The sequence below is a fragment of the Kribbella orskensis genome (genome assembly GCF_004342085.1).
GTDB lineage: Bacteria > Actinomycetota > Actinomycetes > Propionibacteriales > Kribbellaceae > Kribbella > Kribbella orskensis.
On the sequence record NZ_SLWM01000009.1, the window covers coordinates 207566 to 225683 of the forward strand.

13 protein-coding genes are annotated in these 18118 nt (G+C 69.3%); 9 read left to right on the forward strand and 4 right to left on the reverse strand.

Going from position 1 to position 18118, the window contains the following annotated elements:
* Window positions 1-40: 40 nt before the first annotated feature.
* The 4 genes from EV644_RS24380 to EV644_RS24395 are packed head-to-tail and all read right to left on the reverse strand — an operon-like array spanning window position 41 to window position 5551.
* Window positions 41-1039, reverse strand: a complete 999-nt coding sequence (locus tag EV644_RS24380) for an aldo/keto reductase (protein WP_132190937.1) — start codon at window positions 1037-1039, stop codon at window positions 41-43.
* Window positions 1036-3477, reverse strand: coding sequence for a glycoside hydrolase family 95 protein (locus EV644_RS24385; protein ID WP_132190936.1), 2442 nt, complete (start codon window positions 3475-3477; stop codon window positions 1036-1038). The genes EV644_RS24380 and EV644_RS24385 overlap by 4 nt, the downstream gene beginning before the upstream one ends.
* Before the next feature lie 39 nt (window positions 3478-3516).
* A complete protein-coding gene (locus EV644_RS24390; protein WP_158292916.1) occupies window positions 3517-4344 on the reverse strand; it encodes an amidohydrolase family protein in 828 nt (275 codons plus the stop codon).
* Window positions 4337-5551, reverse strand: coding sequence for a GntR family transcriptional regulator (locus EV644_RS24395; protein ID WP_132190934.1), 1215 nt, complete (start codon window positions 5549-5551; stop codon window positions 4337-4339). Before EV644_RS24395 ends, EV644_RS24390 begins: the two co-directional genes overlap by 8 nt.
* 173 nt (window positions 5552-5724) lie before the next feature.
* On the opposite strand from EV644_RS24395, the gene EV644_RS24400 reads away from it, so the two are divergent.
* The 9 genes from EV644_RS24400 to EV644_RS24440 all read left to right on the forward strand — a co-directional run bounded on the left by EV644_RS24400 (window position 5725) and on the right by EV644_RS24440 (window position 18117).
* Window positions 5725-6993, forward strand: a complete 1269-nt coding sequence (locus tag EV644_RS24400; RefSeq protein ID WP_132190933.1) for an ABC transporter substrate-binding protein — start codon at window positions 5725-5727, stop codon at window positions 6991-6993.
* Window positions 6990-7886 carry a carbohydrate ABC transporter permease gene (locus EV644_RS24405; RefSeq protein WP_199239980.1) on the forward strand — a complete coding sequence of 299 codons (897 nt, stop codon included), beginning with the start codon at window positions 6990-6992 and terminating at the stop codon, window positions 7884-7886. Before EV644_RS24400 ends, EV644_RS24405 begins: the two co-directional genes overlap by 4 nt.
* Window positions 7883-8767, forward strand: coding sequence for a carbohydrate ABC transporter permease (locus EV644_RS24410; RefSeq protein WP_132190932.1), 885 nt, complete (start codon window positions 7883-7885; stop codon window positions 8765-8767). The genes EV644_RS24405 and EV644_RS24410 overlap by 4 nt, the downstream gene beginning before the upstream one ends.
* 5 nt (window positions 8768-8772) lie before the next feature.
* Window positions 8773-10719 (forward strand): DUF8034 domain-containing protein, encoded by a 1947-nt coding sequence (locus tag EV644_RS24415; RefSeq protein ID WP_132190931.1) that lies wholly within the window; start codon window positions 8773-8775, stop codon window positions 10717-10719.
* Window positions 10720-10765: 46 nt separating this feature from the next.
* A complete protein-coding gene (locus EV644_RS24420; protein WP_199239981.1) occupies window positions 10766-11572 on the forward strand; it encodes an RraA family protein in 807 nt (268 codons plus the stop codon).
* A 34-nt stretch (window positions 11573-11606) separates the two neighbouring features.
* Window positions 11607-13478, forward strand: coding sequence for a right-handed parallel beta-helix repeat-containing protein (locus EV644_RS24425; protein ID WP_132190929.1), 1872 nt, complete (start codon window positions 11607-11609; stop codon window positions 13476-13478).
* Between the two features lie 100 nt (window positions 13479-13578).
* Complete coding sequence (locus EV644_RS24430) at window positions 13579-15480, forward strand: right-handed parallel beta-helix repeat-containing protein (protein WP_132190928.1); 1902 nt, start codon at window positions 13579-13581, stop codon at window positions 15478-15480.
* A 236-nt stretch (window positions 15481-15716) separates the two neighbouring features.
* Complete coding sequence (locus EV644_RS24435; protein ID WP_199239982.1) at window positions 15717-17342, forward strand: right-handed parallel beta-helix repeat-containing protein; 1626 nt, start codon at window positions 15717-15719, stop codon at window positions 17340-17342.
* 16 nt (window positions 17343-17358) lie between these two features.
* On the forward strand, window positions 17359-18117 hold the full coding sequence (locus EV644_RS24440) for an SDR family NAD(P)-dependent oxidoreductase (protein WP_132190926.1): 759 nt from the start codon (window positions 17359-17361) through the stop codon (window positions 18115-18117).
* Window position 18118: the final 1 nt, after the last annotated feature.

Consider the following 18118-nt stretch of genomic DNA (forward strand, 5'->3'; position numbering starts at 1 on the left):
GACAGGGTGCGAACGGAGCGTGTGCGAACGTTTGCACACCTCAATCGACTGCACGATAAACCGGCCCCGACGGGCTGGCAAGGGCGTCCGCCACGGTGTCGCTGAGCGCCGCCCACAGGCCGGCCGGCAGCGGTTGCCGCCAGAGGCCGACGTTCTCGCTGACCTCGGCGGCTGTCGCGCACCCGATCAACACACTTGTCACTGCCGGGTGGGTGGCGGGGAACCGCATCGCCGCGGCCTTCAGCGACACGCCGTGCTCCGTGCAGACCGCGGCCAGCCGCCCGGCCGTGGCGACGATGCGGGCGGGTGCCGGGCGGTAGCCGTACGTCGGCCGCGCGGCCGGGTCGGCGAGGATGCCCGAGTTGAACACACCACCCGCGATCACGGCGACCCCTCGCTGCGCGGCCGCCACCAGCAGGTCGTCGGCGGCGGACCGGTCGAGCAGGGTGTAGCGACCGGCGATCAGGACCGCGTCGACGTCGGTGTCGCGGACGAAGCGGGCCGGCATCGCGGCGCTGTTCATCCCGATGCCGATGCCACCGATCACGCCCTGGCGGCGGAGACCGTCGAGCACCGGGTAGGCCTCGTCCAGCGCCTGCCGCTCGTGCTGGTCGGGGTCGTGCAGGTGGACCAGGTCGACGTGGTCCAGGCCGAGCCGGGTCAGGCTGTCCTCGACGGAACGGGCGATCCCGTCCCGGCTGAAGTCGTACTCGACCAACCGGGCGGTCTCGTCGACCACCCGTCGGCCGGCCTTGGTGGACACCCGGTACGACGACCTCGGCAGCTCGGCGAGCACCGCGCCGAGCCTGCGCTCCGCCGCCCCGGCGCCATACAGCGGAGCGGTGTCGAAGTAGTCGATCCCGGCCTGCACGGCCGTCTGGACGGCCGCGCGCGCTCGCGCCTCGTCGTCCGGCTCGTCCCCGGCCAGCGGGGCGGTGCCCAGCCCCAGCGGGCCAGGCGCCACGCCGGACGCCGGCCGGCGGGAGTGGGTGCTCCCGCCGGCCGGCTGCTGCCAGTCGTTGCCGTCAGCAATCGTCATGCCCGCGGCTCGATCAGGTACTCGACGCCGGCCGCGGTGCGGAACTCGACCACGCCGTCCTCGGGGCGGGCGAACGCGACCGGGCCCTTGGTGGACTTGATGTCGACCCGGCCCGAGGTGCGGAGCCGGAGCCGGTTGCCGAGCAGGGACTTGATGCGCGCACTGGTCAGCTTGCCGCCGGACCAGGCCAGCTCGACCTCGAAGCCGCCGCGAGCGCGCAGCCCCCTGATCCTCCCCTCACCGAAGGCCGGCGGCAGGCAGGGCAGCAACGCGACCTCACCGGAGTGGCTCTGCAGGAGCATCTCGGTGAGCCCGGAGACGCCGCCGAAGTTGCCGTCGATCTGGAACGGCGGGTGCAGGTCGAACAGGTTCGGCGCCGTCCGGCCGGGTGCGATCAGCTGGGTCAGGTGCTTGTAGGCGTTGTCGGGCTCGAGCAGCCGCGCCCGCAGGTTCAGCTTCCACGCCAGTGACCAGCCGGCCGTCACCGCCGGGCCGCGCAGTTCGAGGGACTTGCGGGCCGCGTCGGCCAGCTCCGGCGTACGTCGTGGGGTGATCTGGTCGCTCGGGAACACGGCCCACAGGTGGGAGACGTGCCGGCTGGTCTCCGTGGCCGCCTCCTCCCAGTCGATCAGCCACTCCTGGATCTGGCCGAGGTACCCGATCTGGATCGGCGGGAACTTCGCCTGCGCCGCGTCCGCGCGCCGCACCATCTCGGTGTCCACGCCGAGCAGCCCGGCCGCCTGGCCGAACACCTTGAACAGGTCGTGCAGGATCTCGACGTCCATCGTCGGGCCGGCGCACATGCTGACCCCGACGTTGTCGTAGTCGTGGTGCTTGAGCTCCGGCGAGTGCGACGGGCTGGTCACCAGATAGCCCGTCGCGGCGTCGGTCTGCAACTGGTCCAGGAAGAACTCCACCGAGCCACGCAGCACCGGGTAGTACCGGCGCAGCATCTCGAGATCGCCGGTGTACTCGAAGCGCTCCCAGAACAGCAGCGACAACCAGGCGCCACCGGTCGGCCAGACGCCGTAGTACGCGAAGTCGACCGGTGCGGTGCCCCGCCAGCCGTCGGTGTTGTGGTGGGCCACCCACCCGGGCGCGTCGTACATCTGCGCCGCGGTCCGGGCACCCGACTCGGCCAGCTCGCCGATCATCTGGAACAGCGGGTCCCAGCACTCGGCCAGGTTGGCCGGGCCGGCCGGCCAGTAGTTCATCTCGCAGTTGATGTTCAGGGTGAACTTCGACTGCCACTCGGGCAGCATCTTGTAGCTCCAGATGCCCTGCAGGTTGGCCGGCTGGCCCGGGCTCCGGGAGCTCGAGATCAGCAGGTAGCGGCCGAACTGGTAGTACAGCGCGGCCAGCTGCGGGTCACCGCCGTTGCGGAAGGCGACGATCCGCTGGTCGGTCGGCAGGGCGATCGCGTCCGAGCTGCCGAGGTCGATGTCCAGCCGCCCGAACAGCCGGCGGTAGTCCTGGACGTGTTCGTGCCGGAGCTGCCCGTACCCCGCCTGGCCGGCCGCCGTGAGCGGCGCGGACGCCTTGGCGACCTGGTCGTCGCTGACGTCGAGGTAGTTGCGGTAGCTGGTCCCGATCGACAGCAGCAGGGTGACAGCGTCGGCGCCCGTCACCGTCAGCTTGCCGTCGGCAACGGTCGTGCCGCCGCCCTCCGCCACTGCACGGAGCAGGGCGCAGAACTTCACCGAGCCGGCGAGCCCTTCCGCCTCACCGCTGATCCCGTTCAGCGCGAGCGTGCTGCCGTCGGAGCGGTCGACCGTCGCCTGCTGCGGCGTGGTGAACGTGGCGCCGAACGAGATCGAGCCGGGCCGGTCGGCCGTCAGCCGCATCACCAGCACCTGAGCCGGATGGCTCACGAAGAGCTCGCGGGTGTGGCGGACCCCGTCGGCCACGTAGCTCACCGACGTGATCGCCGTGGTCAGGTCGAGCTCGCGCCGGTACGCCGAGACGCCGGTCTCGCTGATCCCGGGGAAGGTGAGCTCGAGATCACCGACCGGCTGGTACTGCATCTGCTCGGTCGGGCGGCCCATGAAGTGCTCGTCGGCGAGGTTCTGGGCGTCGAGGTACTTCTCCTCGGCGATCAGCCGGCGGATCTCCGGCAGCACCTCGCGGCCGACCGGGTCGTCGTACTGGTGCGGGCCGCCGGCCCAGACCGAGTCCTCGTTCAGCTGCAACCGCTCGGTGGCGGTGCCGCCGTAGACCATCGCGCCGAGCCGGCCGTTGCCGATGGCAAGCGCCTGCAGCCACTCGGTGGCGGGTTGCTGGTACCACAGTTTCAGGGGGTTGGTGTCACTGCCGGTGCTGTCGGCGGTCGGACCGGCTGCCTCGGCGGTGGCGGTCTCGCTCAGGGCGCCGGCGGCCAGTGCGGTGCCGGCGGCGGCGCCGGCGGTCCGCAGGACCTGTCGTCTGGTGTATTCGTTCATGGGCGGTCTTCTCCCTGGGGTCGGGCGGGCGGGGGAGTCTCAGCGGCCCAGCCGGTAGACGCGCTGGGCAGTGCCGCGGAACACGTCGTTGTGTGCGGCGACGGGAAGCAGAGCGGTGGTACGGCGGACCGTCTCGGCGCGCGTGGTCCGCAGGGTGCAGACGGGCCAGTCCGATCCGAACAGCAGCCGGTCGCTGCCGAAGAGGTCGAGGGCCACGCCGAACACGTCGACGGCGTCCTGCGCCGGCAGGTGACCTGTGACGCCGGAGAGCTTGACCGCGACACCTGGTGCCTCGGCCAGAGCGCGCATCCCGGTCACCCAGGAGTTGTCGGCGGTGGCGGGATTTCCGAGGTGGTCGAGCACGAGCGTTGCCTCAGGTACTGCGGCGGCCAGGCGGGCCGCTCCGATCAGCGCGGCCGGGCGGAGCAACAGGTCGACTGCGAGCCCGGCTTCTGCCACGGCGCGGACGCCGCGGACCAGCGCAGGGTCGGTGAGCGCGTTCGGATCGGTCTGGTCAGCAGGCGGACAGCGGATACCCACCAGCCGTGCTCCGCCGTTCTCCGCGTGCTTGACGACAACCGCCAACTGGTCGGCGAGGTCGTCGGCGAGAAGGTCGAGCCAGCCGACCACCCCGAGGACCGCCGGGGTCGCGGCGGCGAGATCGAGCAGCTCGATGACCTCGGCGGGATCCGCGTCGGCCTGGACCAGGATGGTCTGCGGCAGCTCCCCACCGGAGGCCTCGGCGAGATCCGTCAGCGAGTAGTCGCGGCGTAGCGGATGACCGCTGGGCAGCCAGGGCAGCCGACGGCGCCTGGTGTTCCACACATGGACATGGGCGTCGAGCGGGGGAGGACGCGTCTCAGTCATGGCGCACCGCCGGCCGGGTGATCGAGCTCTCGCCCCTGGCATGGGCGGCGAACAGCCGGACAGCGTCCTCGGGGTCGTTGCCCGCGAGGGCGAGGACGAGGTCCAGGTGGCGGCGGGCCATCAGACCCCAGTCGCCGGCGTACATCGCGTTCGAGACCACCTGCAGGCTCCACAGCGCGGGCTCGAGCGTTCGCCAGACCCGGAGCAGCATCGAGTTCCCGCTGGTGGCCAGCACCTGCCGGTGGAACCGCAGGTCGGCCTCGCGGAAGGCGCCGATGTCGTGGTGCTCGGCGGCCTCGGTCATCAGCCGGACCTCGGTCCGCAGCAGGTCCAGTTCATGCTCGGGGACGCGGCCGGTCGCGCGCCGGGCGGCGGCGGACTCCAGCAGCACGCGAACCTCGCGGGCCTCCCGCGCCTCCACCTGCGAGATCTCGGTGACGAAGTTGCCCAACCGGGGCTGGTAGGTGACCAGGCCCTCGTGGGCGAGCCGCCGGACCGCTTCCCGGGCGGGCGTCTGGCTGGTGCCGAGCACCCGCGCGATCTCGGACTCCACCACGCGCATCCCGGGGGCCAGCTCGCCGGACAGTATCCAGCCGCGGATCGCCTCGTAGACCCGCTCCGAGAGCAGTTCGTTCTCGGTCGTCTGGGCCGGGACGGGCTGGGTCGACCGCAGCGCCAGGCCGCCGCCGCTGCGGTACCCGAGGCGCTCCTCGCGACGCCGCCGGACCACGGTCGACTGGGACACGCCGTACGCCGCGGCCACCTCACGGGTGGGCGGCAGCCGTTCGTCCGCCTCGTCGCCGATCCCCTGGTCGGTGGACCTCGCCCGCGGCCTGGCAGAGGAACCGTCGGCGGCCGACCGGCCGGTCGGTTGTGCGGCCTGTCCGGAACCGGCCATCGATCCGGCCGTCACCGCGCCGAGCCGGACCCGGTCGACCATCCGAGGCCGGCCGCTGCGCATGCCGTCGTCGAGACCTGCCATCCCCATCCGGAGGAACCGGCGGCGCCACTTGCCGACCGTGCCGGGGGTGACCGCCAGCGCGTCGGCGACGTCCTTGTTCGACCGGCCCTCCGCGCAGACGAGCACGATCCGGGCGCGCTGGCGCATCGCCGGGCTCGCGGCGGTCCCGGTGGCGAGGTGGTTGAGCGCCGCGCGCTCAGCCGCCGAGAGGCTCAGCGGTGACTTGGGTCGTCCAGCATCGGGCATGGCTGCATAGTGGTCCCCCGGCGGCCGGTCTGTCGAGAGGGAATGGCACGGACTTCTGACTCAAACTGTCCAGTTTGCCGTTTAAAGATTGACACTTCTGCGCGATCCCTTGCATTGTCCATCGCTAGTGAGGCCTGGCTCGCCCCGGAGCTGGGACATCGGTTGGAGGACCCATGACTCGTTCAGTGCGCCGAGGTCTCGGCGTCGTTCTCGGTGCCGCGATCCTGGTGGGCGCGGCAGCCTGCGGAGGTGGAGGCTTCGAAGGCGAGGGCTCCTCCGGTGGCAGTACCGGCTCCGTCCGGATGCTGGTGAACATCACGCCCAACCTGACCAAGGGGTACTGGGAAGAACTGGTCAAGCCGTTCGAGCAGGCCAACCCCGGTGTCGACGTGAAGATCGAGGCACCGACCGGGCAGGGCGTGAAGGACAGCCTTCCGCAGCTGCTCGCTGCCGGCAACGCCCCGGACGTGGTCGAGACCCTGATGGCCGACAAGACGCTCGCCCCGCAGATGCTCGACCTGACCGACCAGGCGTGGACCAAGGACACCCCGCTGGCGCAGGAGGCCGCGCTCGACGGCAAGGTCTACACGGTCGGCGTCGGTCAGCAGGCCCAGTCGCTGGTGTTCTACAACAAAGCCGCCTTCGCCAAGGCCGGCATCAGCGCGCCGCCGAAGACGCTCGACGAGCTGACCGCGGCGATGGGCAAGCTGAAGGCCGCCGGCTACCTCCCGCTGCAGACGGCGGGCGACTACGTCACCGGGTTGCAGTTGCTCCAGCTGAGCGACCCGACCATCGCCTCCGCGCACCCGGACTGGTACCAGAAGGTGCAGCGCAAGGAGCTCACCGTCGGCAAGACGATGCTGCCGCTGCTGCAGCGCTACGAGTCCTGGATCAAGAGCGGGTACGTCGACAAGAACGCGCTCGGCCTGGACGACGTGAACGCGCAGACCAGCTTCCTGTCCGGCAAGTCCGCGATGTACATCATGGGCAGCTGGTTCGTCCGGACCGCCGAGGCGGCCAAGCCGGCCTTCGACCTCGGGGTGTTCCCGGCGCCGACCGACGGCGGTCAGGCCCACCCGGGGCCGCAGGGCGTGACGATGGCGGCGCCGTACATGGTGCTGAAGTCGACCGAGCAGCGCGACCTGTCGCTCAAGCTGGTGCAGTTCCTGGTCACCGACAAGACCGCCGTCCAGAGCCAGCTGTCCCAGGACGGCAACTTCCGCAAGGGCTTCACCGACGGGCTGAGCCCGCTCGGCCGGCAGGTGCAGACCATCCTGGACGACGCGCCGAAGCACGTCGCCCAGGGCGAGGGTTACGGCGCCAACACACTGCCGCAGGGCTTCAACTCCGAGTGGAACAAGGCCGTCCAGAGCCTGTACGTCGGCAAGAGCGCGCAGGACGTCGCGACCCGGATCGACGGTTGGATGGGGTCGAAGTCGTGAGTTCGACCGCAGCAGCCGCTCGTCTGCGGGACCGGTTGACCACCGCGAGCATGGTCGGTCCCGCGCTGCTGCTCTTCGTCGTCATGCTCGTGGTCCCGGTCGGTCTCTCGATCTATCTGAGCCTGACCGACTGGGACGGCTACAGCGCCAACCCGGCCTTGGTCGGGCTGCGGAACTACCTGGACCTGGCCCGCCGTGACGAGGCGGTCCGGGCCGGGTGGGTGACTCTGGTGATCGCTGGCGTCGGCACCGTACTGCTGAGCGTGCTGGGCCTCGGCTTCGCCCTGCTGGTGAACGCCGCGTCCCGGCTGAACGCGTTCTTCCGGGTCGTGCTGTTCTACCCGCACGTGCTGAGCGCACTGGTGGTCGGATTCCTGTGGAGCGCGGTGCTCGGCACCTCCGGCGTGGTCAACGGCTTCCTGACCACGCACGGCGCCGAGGTGCTGCCGTTCCTGTCGAACCCGACCTGGGCGCTGGCCACCCTGATCGGTGTCCTGGTCTGGGCCGGTTTCGGCGTCAACGTGGTGCTCTACCTGGCCGGTCTGCAGACGGTGTCGCGGGAACTGCTGGAGGCCGCGCGGATCGACGGCGCCTCACCGCGGCAGACCTTCCTGAACGTCACGCTGCCGGCCCTCGCGCCGGTCGTCACGGTCAACCTGGTGCTGTCGCTGGTGAGCCTGCTGAAGACCTACGACCTGGTCGTCTCGTTGACCGGCGGTGGCCCGGCCGGCTCCACCCAGACCGCGGCGTACCTGATCCTGTGGGACTCCTTCCACAACAACGCGCTCGGCTTCGGCTCGGCCCAGTCCGTCGTCCTGATGGTGGTGACCGCCGGTCTGGCGCTCACCGTGGCGCGGCTGCGGTCCCGCGCGGACCAGGGGGTGAAGTCATGAGCGTCATCCGGCTCGCCAGGGTCCGCACCACCGTGGCGCGGCCGGCGCCGGTCCGACTCCGCGGAACGGGGCGGATCGTCTTCCTGATCCTGACCAGCGTGCTGATGCTGGTGCCGATGTACCTGCTGGTGGTGAGCGCGTTCAAGTCCCAGCAGGACATCCTCGCCCACCCGTTCTCGCTGTCACCGGACCTGCTGACCACCGAGTACCTGCAGAAGGCCTGGAACAATCCCGACTTCGACATCGTCCGGGGCTACGCCGTCACCGCCCTGTTCGTGGTCTCGGTCAACCTCTTGTCGATCGCTCTGGCCGGCCCGGTCTCGTACGTGATCGCCCGCCGGACCGAACGCCGCTTCCGGATGCTCCTGCTGCTGTTCGTGGCCGGCACCTTCATCCCCAGCCAGGTGCTGGTGATCCCGGTCGTCTACACGCTGAAGTACCTCGGTCTGATGGGGACCATCCCCGGGTTCGTGCTGTTCGAGACGACGTTGACACTGCCGTTCTCGATCTTCCTCTACGCCGGCTACATCATGACGGTGCCGGCCAGCCTGGACGAGGCGGCCGCGGTCGACGGCGCGGGCAGGCACCGGATCTTCTGGTCGATCGTCTTCCCACTGATGAAACCGGCCGTGGTCACCATGGTCATCCTCAACACCTTCTCGGTGTGGAACGACTTCGTGAACCCGCAGATCATCCTCGGCCCGGGCAGCGGCCTCTACACGGTGACCACCGGCGTCTACGCCGCGGTGAGCCAGTACTCGACCGACTACACGGTCGTCTTCCCGACGTTGCTGCTCGCGGTGGCGCCACTGCTGGTGGTCTTCGTGCTGCTGCAGCGGCACGTGATCAGCGGCCTGACCGCGGGGGCGACGAAGGGATGACGACGATGATCGGAACAACTGCGGTCGCGGCCCCGCCCCGGGTGGTCGCGCAGACCCCAGTGGGCACCCCACCGGCCTGGGCGATCATGCAGCGCCGGCTGTTCGACGTGATGGACGAGGGCTGGTGGCTCTTCCGCGAGCGCTACTGCCTGCCCGACGGCAGTCTGCGGTACGCCGGGGAGGTGCCGAGCCGCGACGGCGCGGACGACTTCTACGAGGCGTTCGTGAACTGGCCTGTGCTCTACCAGTTGGGGGGCGCCGACGACCTGCTCGACGTCTCCAAGTGGCACTGGGAGGGCGTCACCCGGCAGCTCACCGACCTGGGGTTCCTGGTCGACGAGTTCGAGCGCGGCTACGACTGGTTCCACCTCGGCGAGTCGATGATCTTCTTCTACTCGCTGTGTGCGGCGGACCCCGGCGACGAGGTCTTCCGGGACCGGGCGTACCGGTTCGCCGAGCTCTACCTGCCCGGTTCGCCGGCCGCCAACTACGACCCTGCCACCCGGACCATCCGCGCACCACACAACGGGGCCGGGGGACCGCGCCGGGGCATCAACGACGAGTGGCGGTCGTTCGGCGCCGGCCTGGCCAGCATGCGTCCGTTCGGGCTGCCGCTGGCCGGTGTTCCCGGGATCCGGACCTGGACCGACCTCGAGGACCCGGCCAAGGCCGACCTGATGGGCGCGGAGATGGTGCGGCGGCTCGGTGCCGGCGACGTCGCGGTGAACCTCGCGGCGACCACGCTGACCGCCAACGCCTGGCTGTACGACCACAACGACCGGTTCGCCGCGTGGACGCTGGAGTACCTCGACGCCTGGCAGCAGCGGGCCAAGGAGAACGGCGGCGTCCTCCCGGACAACGTCGGTCCCAGCGGCGTGGTCGGCGAGCTGCACGACGGACGCTGGCATGGCGGGAACTATGGCTGGGCCTGGCCGCACGGTGTCTACAGCGTCGGCTCGGCAGCCTGCGTCGCGGCCGTGAACGGCGCACTCCTGACGGGTGACCCCAGCAGGCTCGATCTCGCCCGGCAACTCCTGGATCACCTGTACGAGCGCGGTATCACCGGCACCGTCGACGGCACCGAGATGAGCATCCGCGACCGCTGGCAGGCCGAGCTCGGCGACGACACCGCGACCCCGACCCTGCTGATCCCCAACCGCTACGGCGAGGAGGGCTGGTTCGACTACCAGCCCCCGCAACTGGGACTGCCGGTGTGGCTGTGGCAGGCGGCGTTCGAGGCGCCGGACCGCGAGCGGCTGAACCGGCTGCGGGAACGCAGTGGCTACGACTGGCGGACCGTGCGGGACTTCCGCAACAAGGAGGACGCCGGGCACGAGGCACCCTGGCTGGCCTACCTCGCCGGTGACAACCCGGGCTACCCGGAGGCGATGCTCGGCGTCGCGCTCTCGCAGGTGCAGCGCCGGATGGACCTGATGGAAGCCGACCGCACCGATCCGGCCGACATGCACGTCCACCACTGGCAACGGCACAACCCGGTCGCCACCGAGGCCCTGCTGCAGCTGACCACCGGGACGCCGCAACTGCTCTACAACGGCGGTCTGCTGCCGCTGCGGATCCTGTACCTCGATCCCGACCGGGGCCGGCCCGGACTGCCGGCCGACGTGGCCGCACTGGTCGACACGGTCGAGCCGGACCGCACCGGTCTGCAACTGGTGAACCTGTCGGCCACCCAGACCCGGCGCGTCGTCGTCCAGGCCGGCGGTTTCGGGACCGAGCGGATCGACCGCGCGACGGTGACGACCGCGACCGGCGAGTACCCGGGCCCGGCCCCGGCGTACACGGCGCCCTCCCTGCGGGCCGGCACCGAGACGATCGTTGTCGACGGCAACCGCCTTGAGGTGACGCTGCCGCCGGGCCGGACCATCCGGCTCGACCTGGAGCTGACCCGGAACGCCTACCGGGCGGCGCACCTGGCGCCGGCCGCCGACTGACCTGACCTTTCCCGATCACGCCATCACGAGCACGAGGAGACAGATCTTGAGCAGCGGTACAGAACAAGCCCCGGCGGCGCCCGTCTGGGACCTGCCGGTGCGCGGCGACACCCCGCCGGCGCCGGATGCCGGCCTGGTGTCGCGGCTGTCCGCCATCGGCTCGGCCACCGCCTGTGCCCGGTTGCACGGACAGGGCATCCGCCGGACCTTCGTCGACGGCCCGACCAGCATGTTCCCCGGCAAGAAGGTGGTCGGCCGGGCGCTGACACTGCAGTTCATGCCGCAGCGCGAGGACATCGCCGACGGCCAGACACAGGAGTACATCGAACGCAGTACGGCGTTGTGGGCCGTGCTCGACGAGGTCCAGCCCGGCGACGTGCTGGTGGTTCAGGCCTACGGCAGCCACACCACCGGCTGCTTCGGCGACATGCTGGTGCGCTACTTCAAGCTCCGCGGCGGCGCCGGCATCGTGGTCGACGGCCGGATCCGCGACGTCCCGCGGGTCTCGGAGCTCGACGTGCCGATCTGGTCCACCGGAGCCACCCCGCACTACGCGTCGCAGTCCGAGCTGTTCCCGTGGGCGTACAACGTCCCGGTCGCGGTCGGCGGGGTCCTGACCCTGCCCGGAGACCTGGTGGTCGCCGATGACGATGGCGCCGTCGTGGTACCGCGGCGGCGGGCCGAGTCGGTGGTGCAGGCCGCGGCCGAGCACGACGCCTGGGAGAAGTTCAGCCGGCGCCGGATCGACGAGGGCGCACCGCTGCGCGACTACTACCCACTGAACGAGAAGACCCGGCTCGAGTACGAACGCTGGCGCACGGAGAACGGCAACCACGCCGTCGGCGCCGAGTGAGGCCGGACCCATCCCCCTTTGAGAGGACCCGCCCATGACCAAGCAGTGGAGACGACGACGAACGGCGGTGAGCGCCGGCGCCGGGGTGGTTGCCATGGCCCTGGTGACCGTGGCAGCCGTCAACCTCGGCGCCCAGCCCGCCGGTGCCGCCAAGTGCGAGAGCTTCTGGGTCGCCCCGAACGGCGATGACGCCGGTAAGGGCACCGCCGAGGATCCCTGGCGCACCGTCACCCAGGCCCGCGACCAGATCCGGGCCAAGAAGCTGAACGACAGCGCCAAGATGGGCTGCGACATCACGGTCAACCTCAAGGCCGGCGACTACCCGGTCTCGAGCACGATCCAGTTCGACCAGCGCGACTCGGGCGCGAACGGCCACAAGGTGGTCTACCGCAGCGCCGACGGCCCGGGTAAGGCGACCCTGTCCGGCGCCGAGGAGATCAAGGGCTGGGAGCCGTTCAAGGACGGCATCTACAAGGCCAAGGTCGACCCGTCGAAGCCGTTCTACACGCTGTTCGAGGACGGCAAGCGCGCCACCAACGCGCGGTACCCGAACCGCGGCTCCGACGACACCTGGTCGCCGTACCTGACGTCGATCCTGTTCGAAGAGGACAAGATGGACGTGCACAACTGGCTGTGGGGCAAGCCGGGTGACTGGGACCCGGCCTGGGACATGAGCCAGGCGTCGGTGACGATCTGGTCCGGTGGCTCGTGGAGCTGGTTCACCGACACGATCCCGCTGCTGGACACCAACTTCAAGAAGACCCAGACCACGCTGAAGTACTGGACCCGCTACGCGATGGTCAACAGCCGCGGCGGTTCGCGGTACTTCTTCCAGAACTCGCTGAGCTTCCTGGACCAGCCGGGCGAGTACTTCATGGACTTCAAGGCCGGTGAGGTCTACTACAAGCCGCGCGGCGAGACGATGGACGGCGTCAAGGTGCTCCGCCCGACCGTGAAGACGATCCTCGACCTGGCCGGCTCCTCGGCGCAGGACCGGTTGCACGACGTCAGCTTCGACGGGCTCGGTCTGCAGTACTCCGACTTCGTCAGCTGGTACCGCAACGGCTGGGTGGCCGGCGGTGACTCGGGCGACGAGCACCGGTACCCGGAGTACGACCGGCAGATCGAGCTGCCGCGGAACAGGTTCGGCGCGGTCCGGCTGACCAACACCAGCAACATCGACCTGACCAGGCTGCATCTGTCCGACACCGGGTTCACCGGGATCTACCTGCTGTTCGCCAACGACCACGTGAAGATCTCCGACAGCCTGCTGGAGAACATCGGTGCCGACGGCATCAAGGTGGAGGGCGGCTGGCCCGGCGAAGGTGACCTGAGCAACCATCACACGATCAGCAACAACTACATCTCGAACATCGGCGAGCTGGTGCCGGGCGACGCGGCCGGGATCGAGCTGATGGACACCGGCGACAACACGATCTCGAACATCGTGGTCAGGCACAGCGCGCGGTACGGGATCAGCCTGGAGTCGCGGCCGGAGGTCAAGGACGGCGACCAGTACACCGACGGCAACTCGTTCAAGTACATCCGGCTGGAGGAGACCGGCCTGGACAGCGGTGACATGGGTTCCTTCTACAGCTACGGCGTGGGCAACCAGGAGCCGCACCCGATCCGGAACACCGTCGACCAGATGGTGATCGGCGACGTGATCCCGGACCCGTCGATGCCGGACGCAGGCGGCACCCGGGGCGTGCACATGGACGCCGGTGGCTGCGGCTATGCGTTCAGCAACGTCCAGGTCGGCAGGGTGACCGACCAGAAGTACCAGTCCTACCAGTGCAACCAGGTGACCAACGCCGACTGGGTGGCCGGCTTCGACGCCTCGAAGATGGAGTACGACAAGATCGGCGTGCTGCCGGCCTTCCCGTACGACGTCCCGAAGAACTGAGCTTCACCAGGGGCGCGGCCACCGCGGCCGCGCCCCTTTCCCGGACCTGTGGGCAAAGGTTTACCCACAGGTCACCCGCCCCGGAGAAGGGAAGTCCGAGATGTCACCCCAAGGCAACAAACGCAGACTCGGCGTCGTGCCGGGTATCGCCCTCGGCGTCGCGGCCGGTCTGGTCCTGCCGGCCCTGGCGTTCGCCGGGGGATCGGCTGTCGGTGCACCGGCCGCCGACACCGCCGGCCCCGGCTGTCAGTCGTTCTGGGTCGCCCCGAACGGCAGCGACGCGGCGAACGGGTCCAAGGCCAAGCCGTGGCGCACCGTCGAGCACGCCCGCGACGTGATCCGCACCCGGGACCTGACCAGGGACCTGCGCTGCGATCTCGTCGTCAACCTGAAGGCCGGGACCTACCCGGTCGCCAGGACCATCACGTTCGACGATCGGGACTCGGGGTCGAACGGCCACCAGGTCGTGTACCGCAGCGCGGACGGCCCGGGGAAGGCGGTCTTCGAGGCCGCCGAGGAAGTGACCGGCTGGGAGCCGTACAAGGACGGCATCTACAAGGCAAAGGTGGATATCGACCAGCCGTTCTACACGCTGTACGTCGACGGCGAGCGCGCCACCACCGCGCGGTACCCGAACAGGCGGTCCGACGAGGAGTGGGCGCCGTACCTCGAGTCGGTCCTGATCGAGCCGGAGAAGGAGGCTGTCCGCGACCAGGTCGGCTACACCGAGGGGGAGTGGGACGAGACCTGGAACCTGAACAGTTACACCGACTGGCCGGCCCAGCTGATGATCTGGTCGGGCGGCTCGTGGAGCTGGTTCACCGACACCGTGCCGATCAAGAACGCGGACTGGAAGGACAACAAGGTCATCCTGGACTACTGGACCCGGTACGCGATGATCAACTCCCGGGCGGGTTCGCGGTACTTCGTCCAGAACTCGCTGGATCTGCTCGACGCCGAGGACGAGTACTACCTCGACTGGGCCACGAAGGAGCTGTACTACAAGCCGCGCGGCGGCACGATGGACGGCAAGAGGGTGCTCCGCCCGACCCAGACCCAGGTGCTGTCTCTGGCCGGTGCGACGCCCGAGCGCCGGCTGCACGACCTCGCCTTCGAGGGGTTGGGGATCGAGTCCACCGACTTCATGCAGTGGTACCGGTCCGGCTGGATCAGCGCGGGCGACTCCGGCCAGAAGCACAAGTACCCGGAGTACGACCGGCAGATCGAGATGACGCGGAACCGGTTCGGCGCGGTGACGCTGACCAACACCCGCGATGTCGAGCTCACCGGGCTGCACCTGCGCGACACCGGCTACCACGGTGTCTACCTGCTGTCCGCCAACGACCACGTGAAGATCTCCGACAGTCTGCTGGAGAACATCGGTGCCGACGGCATCAAGGTCGAGGGCGGCTATCCGGGTGAGGGCGACGTGGCTCACCACAACACGTTCAGCAACCTCTACATCGACCACGTCGGCGAACTGGTGCCGGGCGACGCGGCCGGGATCGAGCTGATGGACACCGGCAGCAACGAGGTCTCGCATGTCGTCGTCAAGCACAGCGCGCGGTACGGCATCAGCCTGGAGGCCCGTCCCGAGGTGAAGGACGGCGAGGGGTACGCGCTGAACAACAAGTTCTCCTATATCCGGTTGGAGCAGACCGGTCTGGACAGCGGCGACATGGGTGCCTTCTACACCTACGGTGTCGACAACCAGGAGCCGCACCCGGTGCAGAACACGGTGAAGCAGATGGTGATCACCGACGTGATCCCGGACGCCTCGATGCCGGACAGCGGCACCCGCGGCGTGCACATGGACGCCGGCGGCTGCGGCTTCAGCTTCACCGACATCGAGGTCGGCCAGGTGACCGACGACAAGTACCAGTCGTACCAGTGCAACGAGGTGACCAACGCGAACTGGGTGGCCGGCTTCGACGCCACCAAGATGGAGTACGACAAGATCGGCGTGCTGCCCACTTTCCCGTACGACGTGGCGGGGCGGTGAAGGAGATGCGATCAGCTGCTGGATTGGTCATAGGTGTGGTTCTCGGTGTAGTTGGCACAGGTTCAGCTCTGGGAGCAGGTCCGGCCGAGGGATCAGGGGAGTGTCAGTCGTTCTGGGTTTCGCCCAGTGGGAACGACGCGACCGCGGGAACCGAACGGAAACCGTGGCGGACGATCGAGCATGCCCGGGACACCATCCGGGCTCGAGGGCTCAACCAGCGGATGTCGTGTGAGCTGGTGGTGAATCTGAAGGCCGGCACGTACAAGGTCGACAAGACGATCACCCTCGACGACCGTGACTCCGGGTCGAACGGGCATCAGGTCGTCTACCGGAGTGCGGACGGTCCGGGGAAGGCGGTGTTCGAGGCATCCACCGAGGTCACCGGGTGGACGCCGTACAAGGACGGCATCTTCAAGGCGCCGGTCGACGTCGACCAGCCGTTCTACACGCTGTACGTCGACGGCGAGCGCGCCACCACCGCGCGGTACCCGAACCGGCGGTCGGACGAGGAGTGGGCGCCGTACCTGCGCTCGATCCTGTTCGACCCGACGAAGGAGGCGGTCCGGGACCAGCTCGGGTTCAACGCCGGTGACATCGACCCGGCCTGGGACCTGCGGCTGGGTACGTCGTGGCCGGCCCAGGTCACGGTCTGGTCCGGCGGCTCCTGGTCGTGGTTCACCGACACCGTGCCGTTGCTGGACATCAACTACACCAAGCGGCGGACGACGCTGATCTACCCGGCCCGCTACGGGTTCATCAACTCCGGCGGCGGTTCGCGGTACTTCGTCCAGAACTCGCTCAGCCTGCTGGACCAGGCCGGCGAGTACTACCTCGACTACGAGGCCAAGCAGCTGTACTACAAGCCGGCCGGCGGCACGATGGACAACGTCAGGGTGCAACGCCCGACGCAGACCCAGGTGTTCACTCTGGCCGGTACCTCGGCCACCCGGCGGCTGGAGAACCTGACCCTGGACGGGCTGGCGATCCGGAACACCGACTTCATGGAGTGGTACCGGTACGGCTGGGAAGGCACCGGCGGCTCCGGCTTCAAGCACAAGTACCCCAAGTACGACACGCAGATCGAGCTGCCGCGGAACCGCTGGGGCGCGATCACCCTCACCAACACCCGCGGAGTCCGGTTGACGAATCTGCACATCTCGCAGACCGGCTTCACCGCGATCCAGTTGTTGTTCGCCAACGAGCGGACCACGGTCTCCGGCAGCCTGCTCGAGCACCTCGGCAACGACGGCATCAAGGTCGAGGGCGGCTACCCGGGCGAGGGCGACCTGGCCGGCCAGAACACCTTCACCAACAACTACATCCACCACCTCGGCGAGCTGGTCCCGGGGGACTCGGCCGGCGTCGAGATCATGAACAGCGGTGGCAACGAGGTGAGCCACACGGTCGTCGAGCACGGCGCCCGGTACGGCATCAGCATCGAGTCGCGACCGGAGATCCCGAACGCCGACAACTACACCGGCGGCAACACCGTGCACCACGTCCGGCTGTCCCACCTGGCGAAGGACAGCGGCGACACCGGACCGTTCTATGCGTACGGGGTGCGCAACCAACCGCCGTACACCCCGGACGCGTCGGTCTCGCAGCTGATCATCGACGACGCGAACGCGGACCCCTCGATGCCGGACGCCAAGCCGTACGGCGTGCACATGGACTTCGGCGGCTGTGGGTTCGCGTTCTCCGACATCAAGGTGACCAACACCGAGAGCGACCCGTACCACGGTCCGTCGGCCGGCCCGTGCGACACGTTCGAGAACGTCAGCTGGGAGGACGGGTTCGACGACACCCGGATGCGGTACGACGAGATCGGCGTGCTGCCGTCCTTCCCCTACGAGAAGCCCTGAGGTCCCGGTCAGAATCATGGATACACAACGTTTCAAGGGAAAGGTCGCCCTGATCACCGGAGCCGCCTCCGGGATCGGGGCGGCCACCGCCCGGCGGATCGCCGCCGAGGGCGGCACTGTCGTCGCGGCTGACCGCGATGGGGTGGCGGCCGAGGTACTGGGCAAGGAGCTCGGCGGCCGCGGCTACCGCCTGGACGTGACCGACCCCGACCGCACCGAGGAGGTGGTCGGGGCGGTGACGGCCGAGCTCGGCAGCATCCATGTCCTGGTCAGCGCGGCCGGGGTGGACGTCTGCGACACGGTGCCGAACACGACGCCAGAGCAGTGGCGGACGATCCTCGACGTCGACCTGACCGGCGTCTACCACTCCTGCCGGTCAGTGCTGCCCGGTTTCATCGCCCAGGGTGGCGGTGCGATCGTGACGATCTCGTCCGCGATCGGCACCGTCGGCGAGCGGAACCGGTCGGCGTACTGCGCGGCCAAGGCGGGCGTGGAGAACCTGACCCGGGCGATGGCGCTGGACCACGGCCGGGACGGAATCCGGGCGAACTGCGTGGCGCCCGGCCTGATCGACACCCCGCTGATCCGCAACGGCAAGGTCGGCGGTGAGGACGACCCCGGCGCGATGCAGGCGATGGTCGACCGGCACCACGCCCTCGGCCGGATCGGGCAACCCGAGGAGGTCGCCGCCGCGATCGCCTTCCTGGCCAGTGACGATGCCTCTTTCATCACCGGCGCGGTGCTCCCCGTGGACGCCGGCTGGACCGCACAGTAAG

Bases quoted from the DNA above. Each gene is read 5' to 3' on its own strand.
- EV644_RS24390 (WP_158292916.1), bottom strand. From the start codon at position 4,344: ATGACTGAGACGCGTCCTCCCCCGCTCGACGCCCATGTCCATGTGTGG.
- EV644_RS24415 (WP_132190931.1), top strand. From the start codon at position 8,773: ATGATCGGAACAACTGCGGTCGCGGCCCCGCCCCGGGTGGTCGCGCAG.
- EV644_RS24380 (WP_132190937.1), bottom strand. From the start codon at position 1,039: ATGACGATTGCTGACGGCAACGACTGGCAGCAGCCGGCCGGCGGGAGC.
- EV644_RS24425 (WP_132190929.1), top strand. From the start codon at position 11,607: ATGACCAAGCAGTGGAGACGACGACGAACGGCGGTGAGCGCCGGCGCC.
- EV644_RS24400 (WP_132190933.1), top strand. From the start codon at position 5,725: ATGACTCGTTCAGTGCGCCGAGGTCTCGGCGTCGTTCTCGGTGCCGCG.
- EV644_RS24385 (WP_132190936.1), bottom strand. From the start codon at position 3,477: ATGAACGAATACACCAGACGACAGGTCCTGCGGACCGCCGGCGCCGCC.
- EV644_RS24410 (WP_132190932.1), top strand. From the start codon at position 7,883: ATGAGCGTCATCCGGCTCGCCAGGGTCCGCACCACCGTGGCGCGGCCG.
- EV644_RS24440 (WP_132190926.1), top strand. From the start codon at position 17,359: ATGGATACACAACGTTTCAAGGGAAAGGTCGCCCTGATCACCGGAGCC.
- EV644_RS24395 (WP_132190934.1), bottom strand. From the start codon at position 5,551: ATGCCCGATGCTGGACGACCCAAGTCACCGCTGAGCCTCTCGGCGGCT.
- EV644_RS24430 (WP_132190928.1), top strand. From the start codon at position 13,579: ATGTCACCCCAAGGCAACAAACGCAGACTCGGCGTCGTGCCGGGTATC.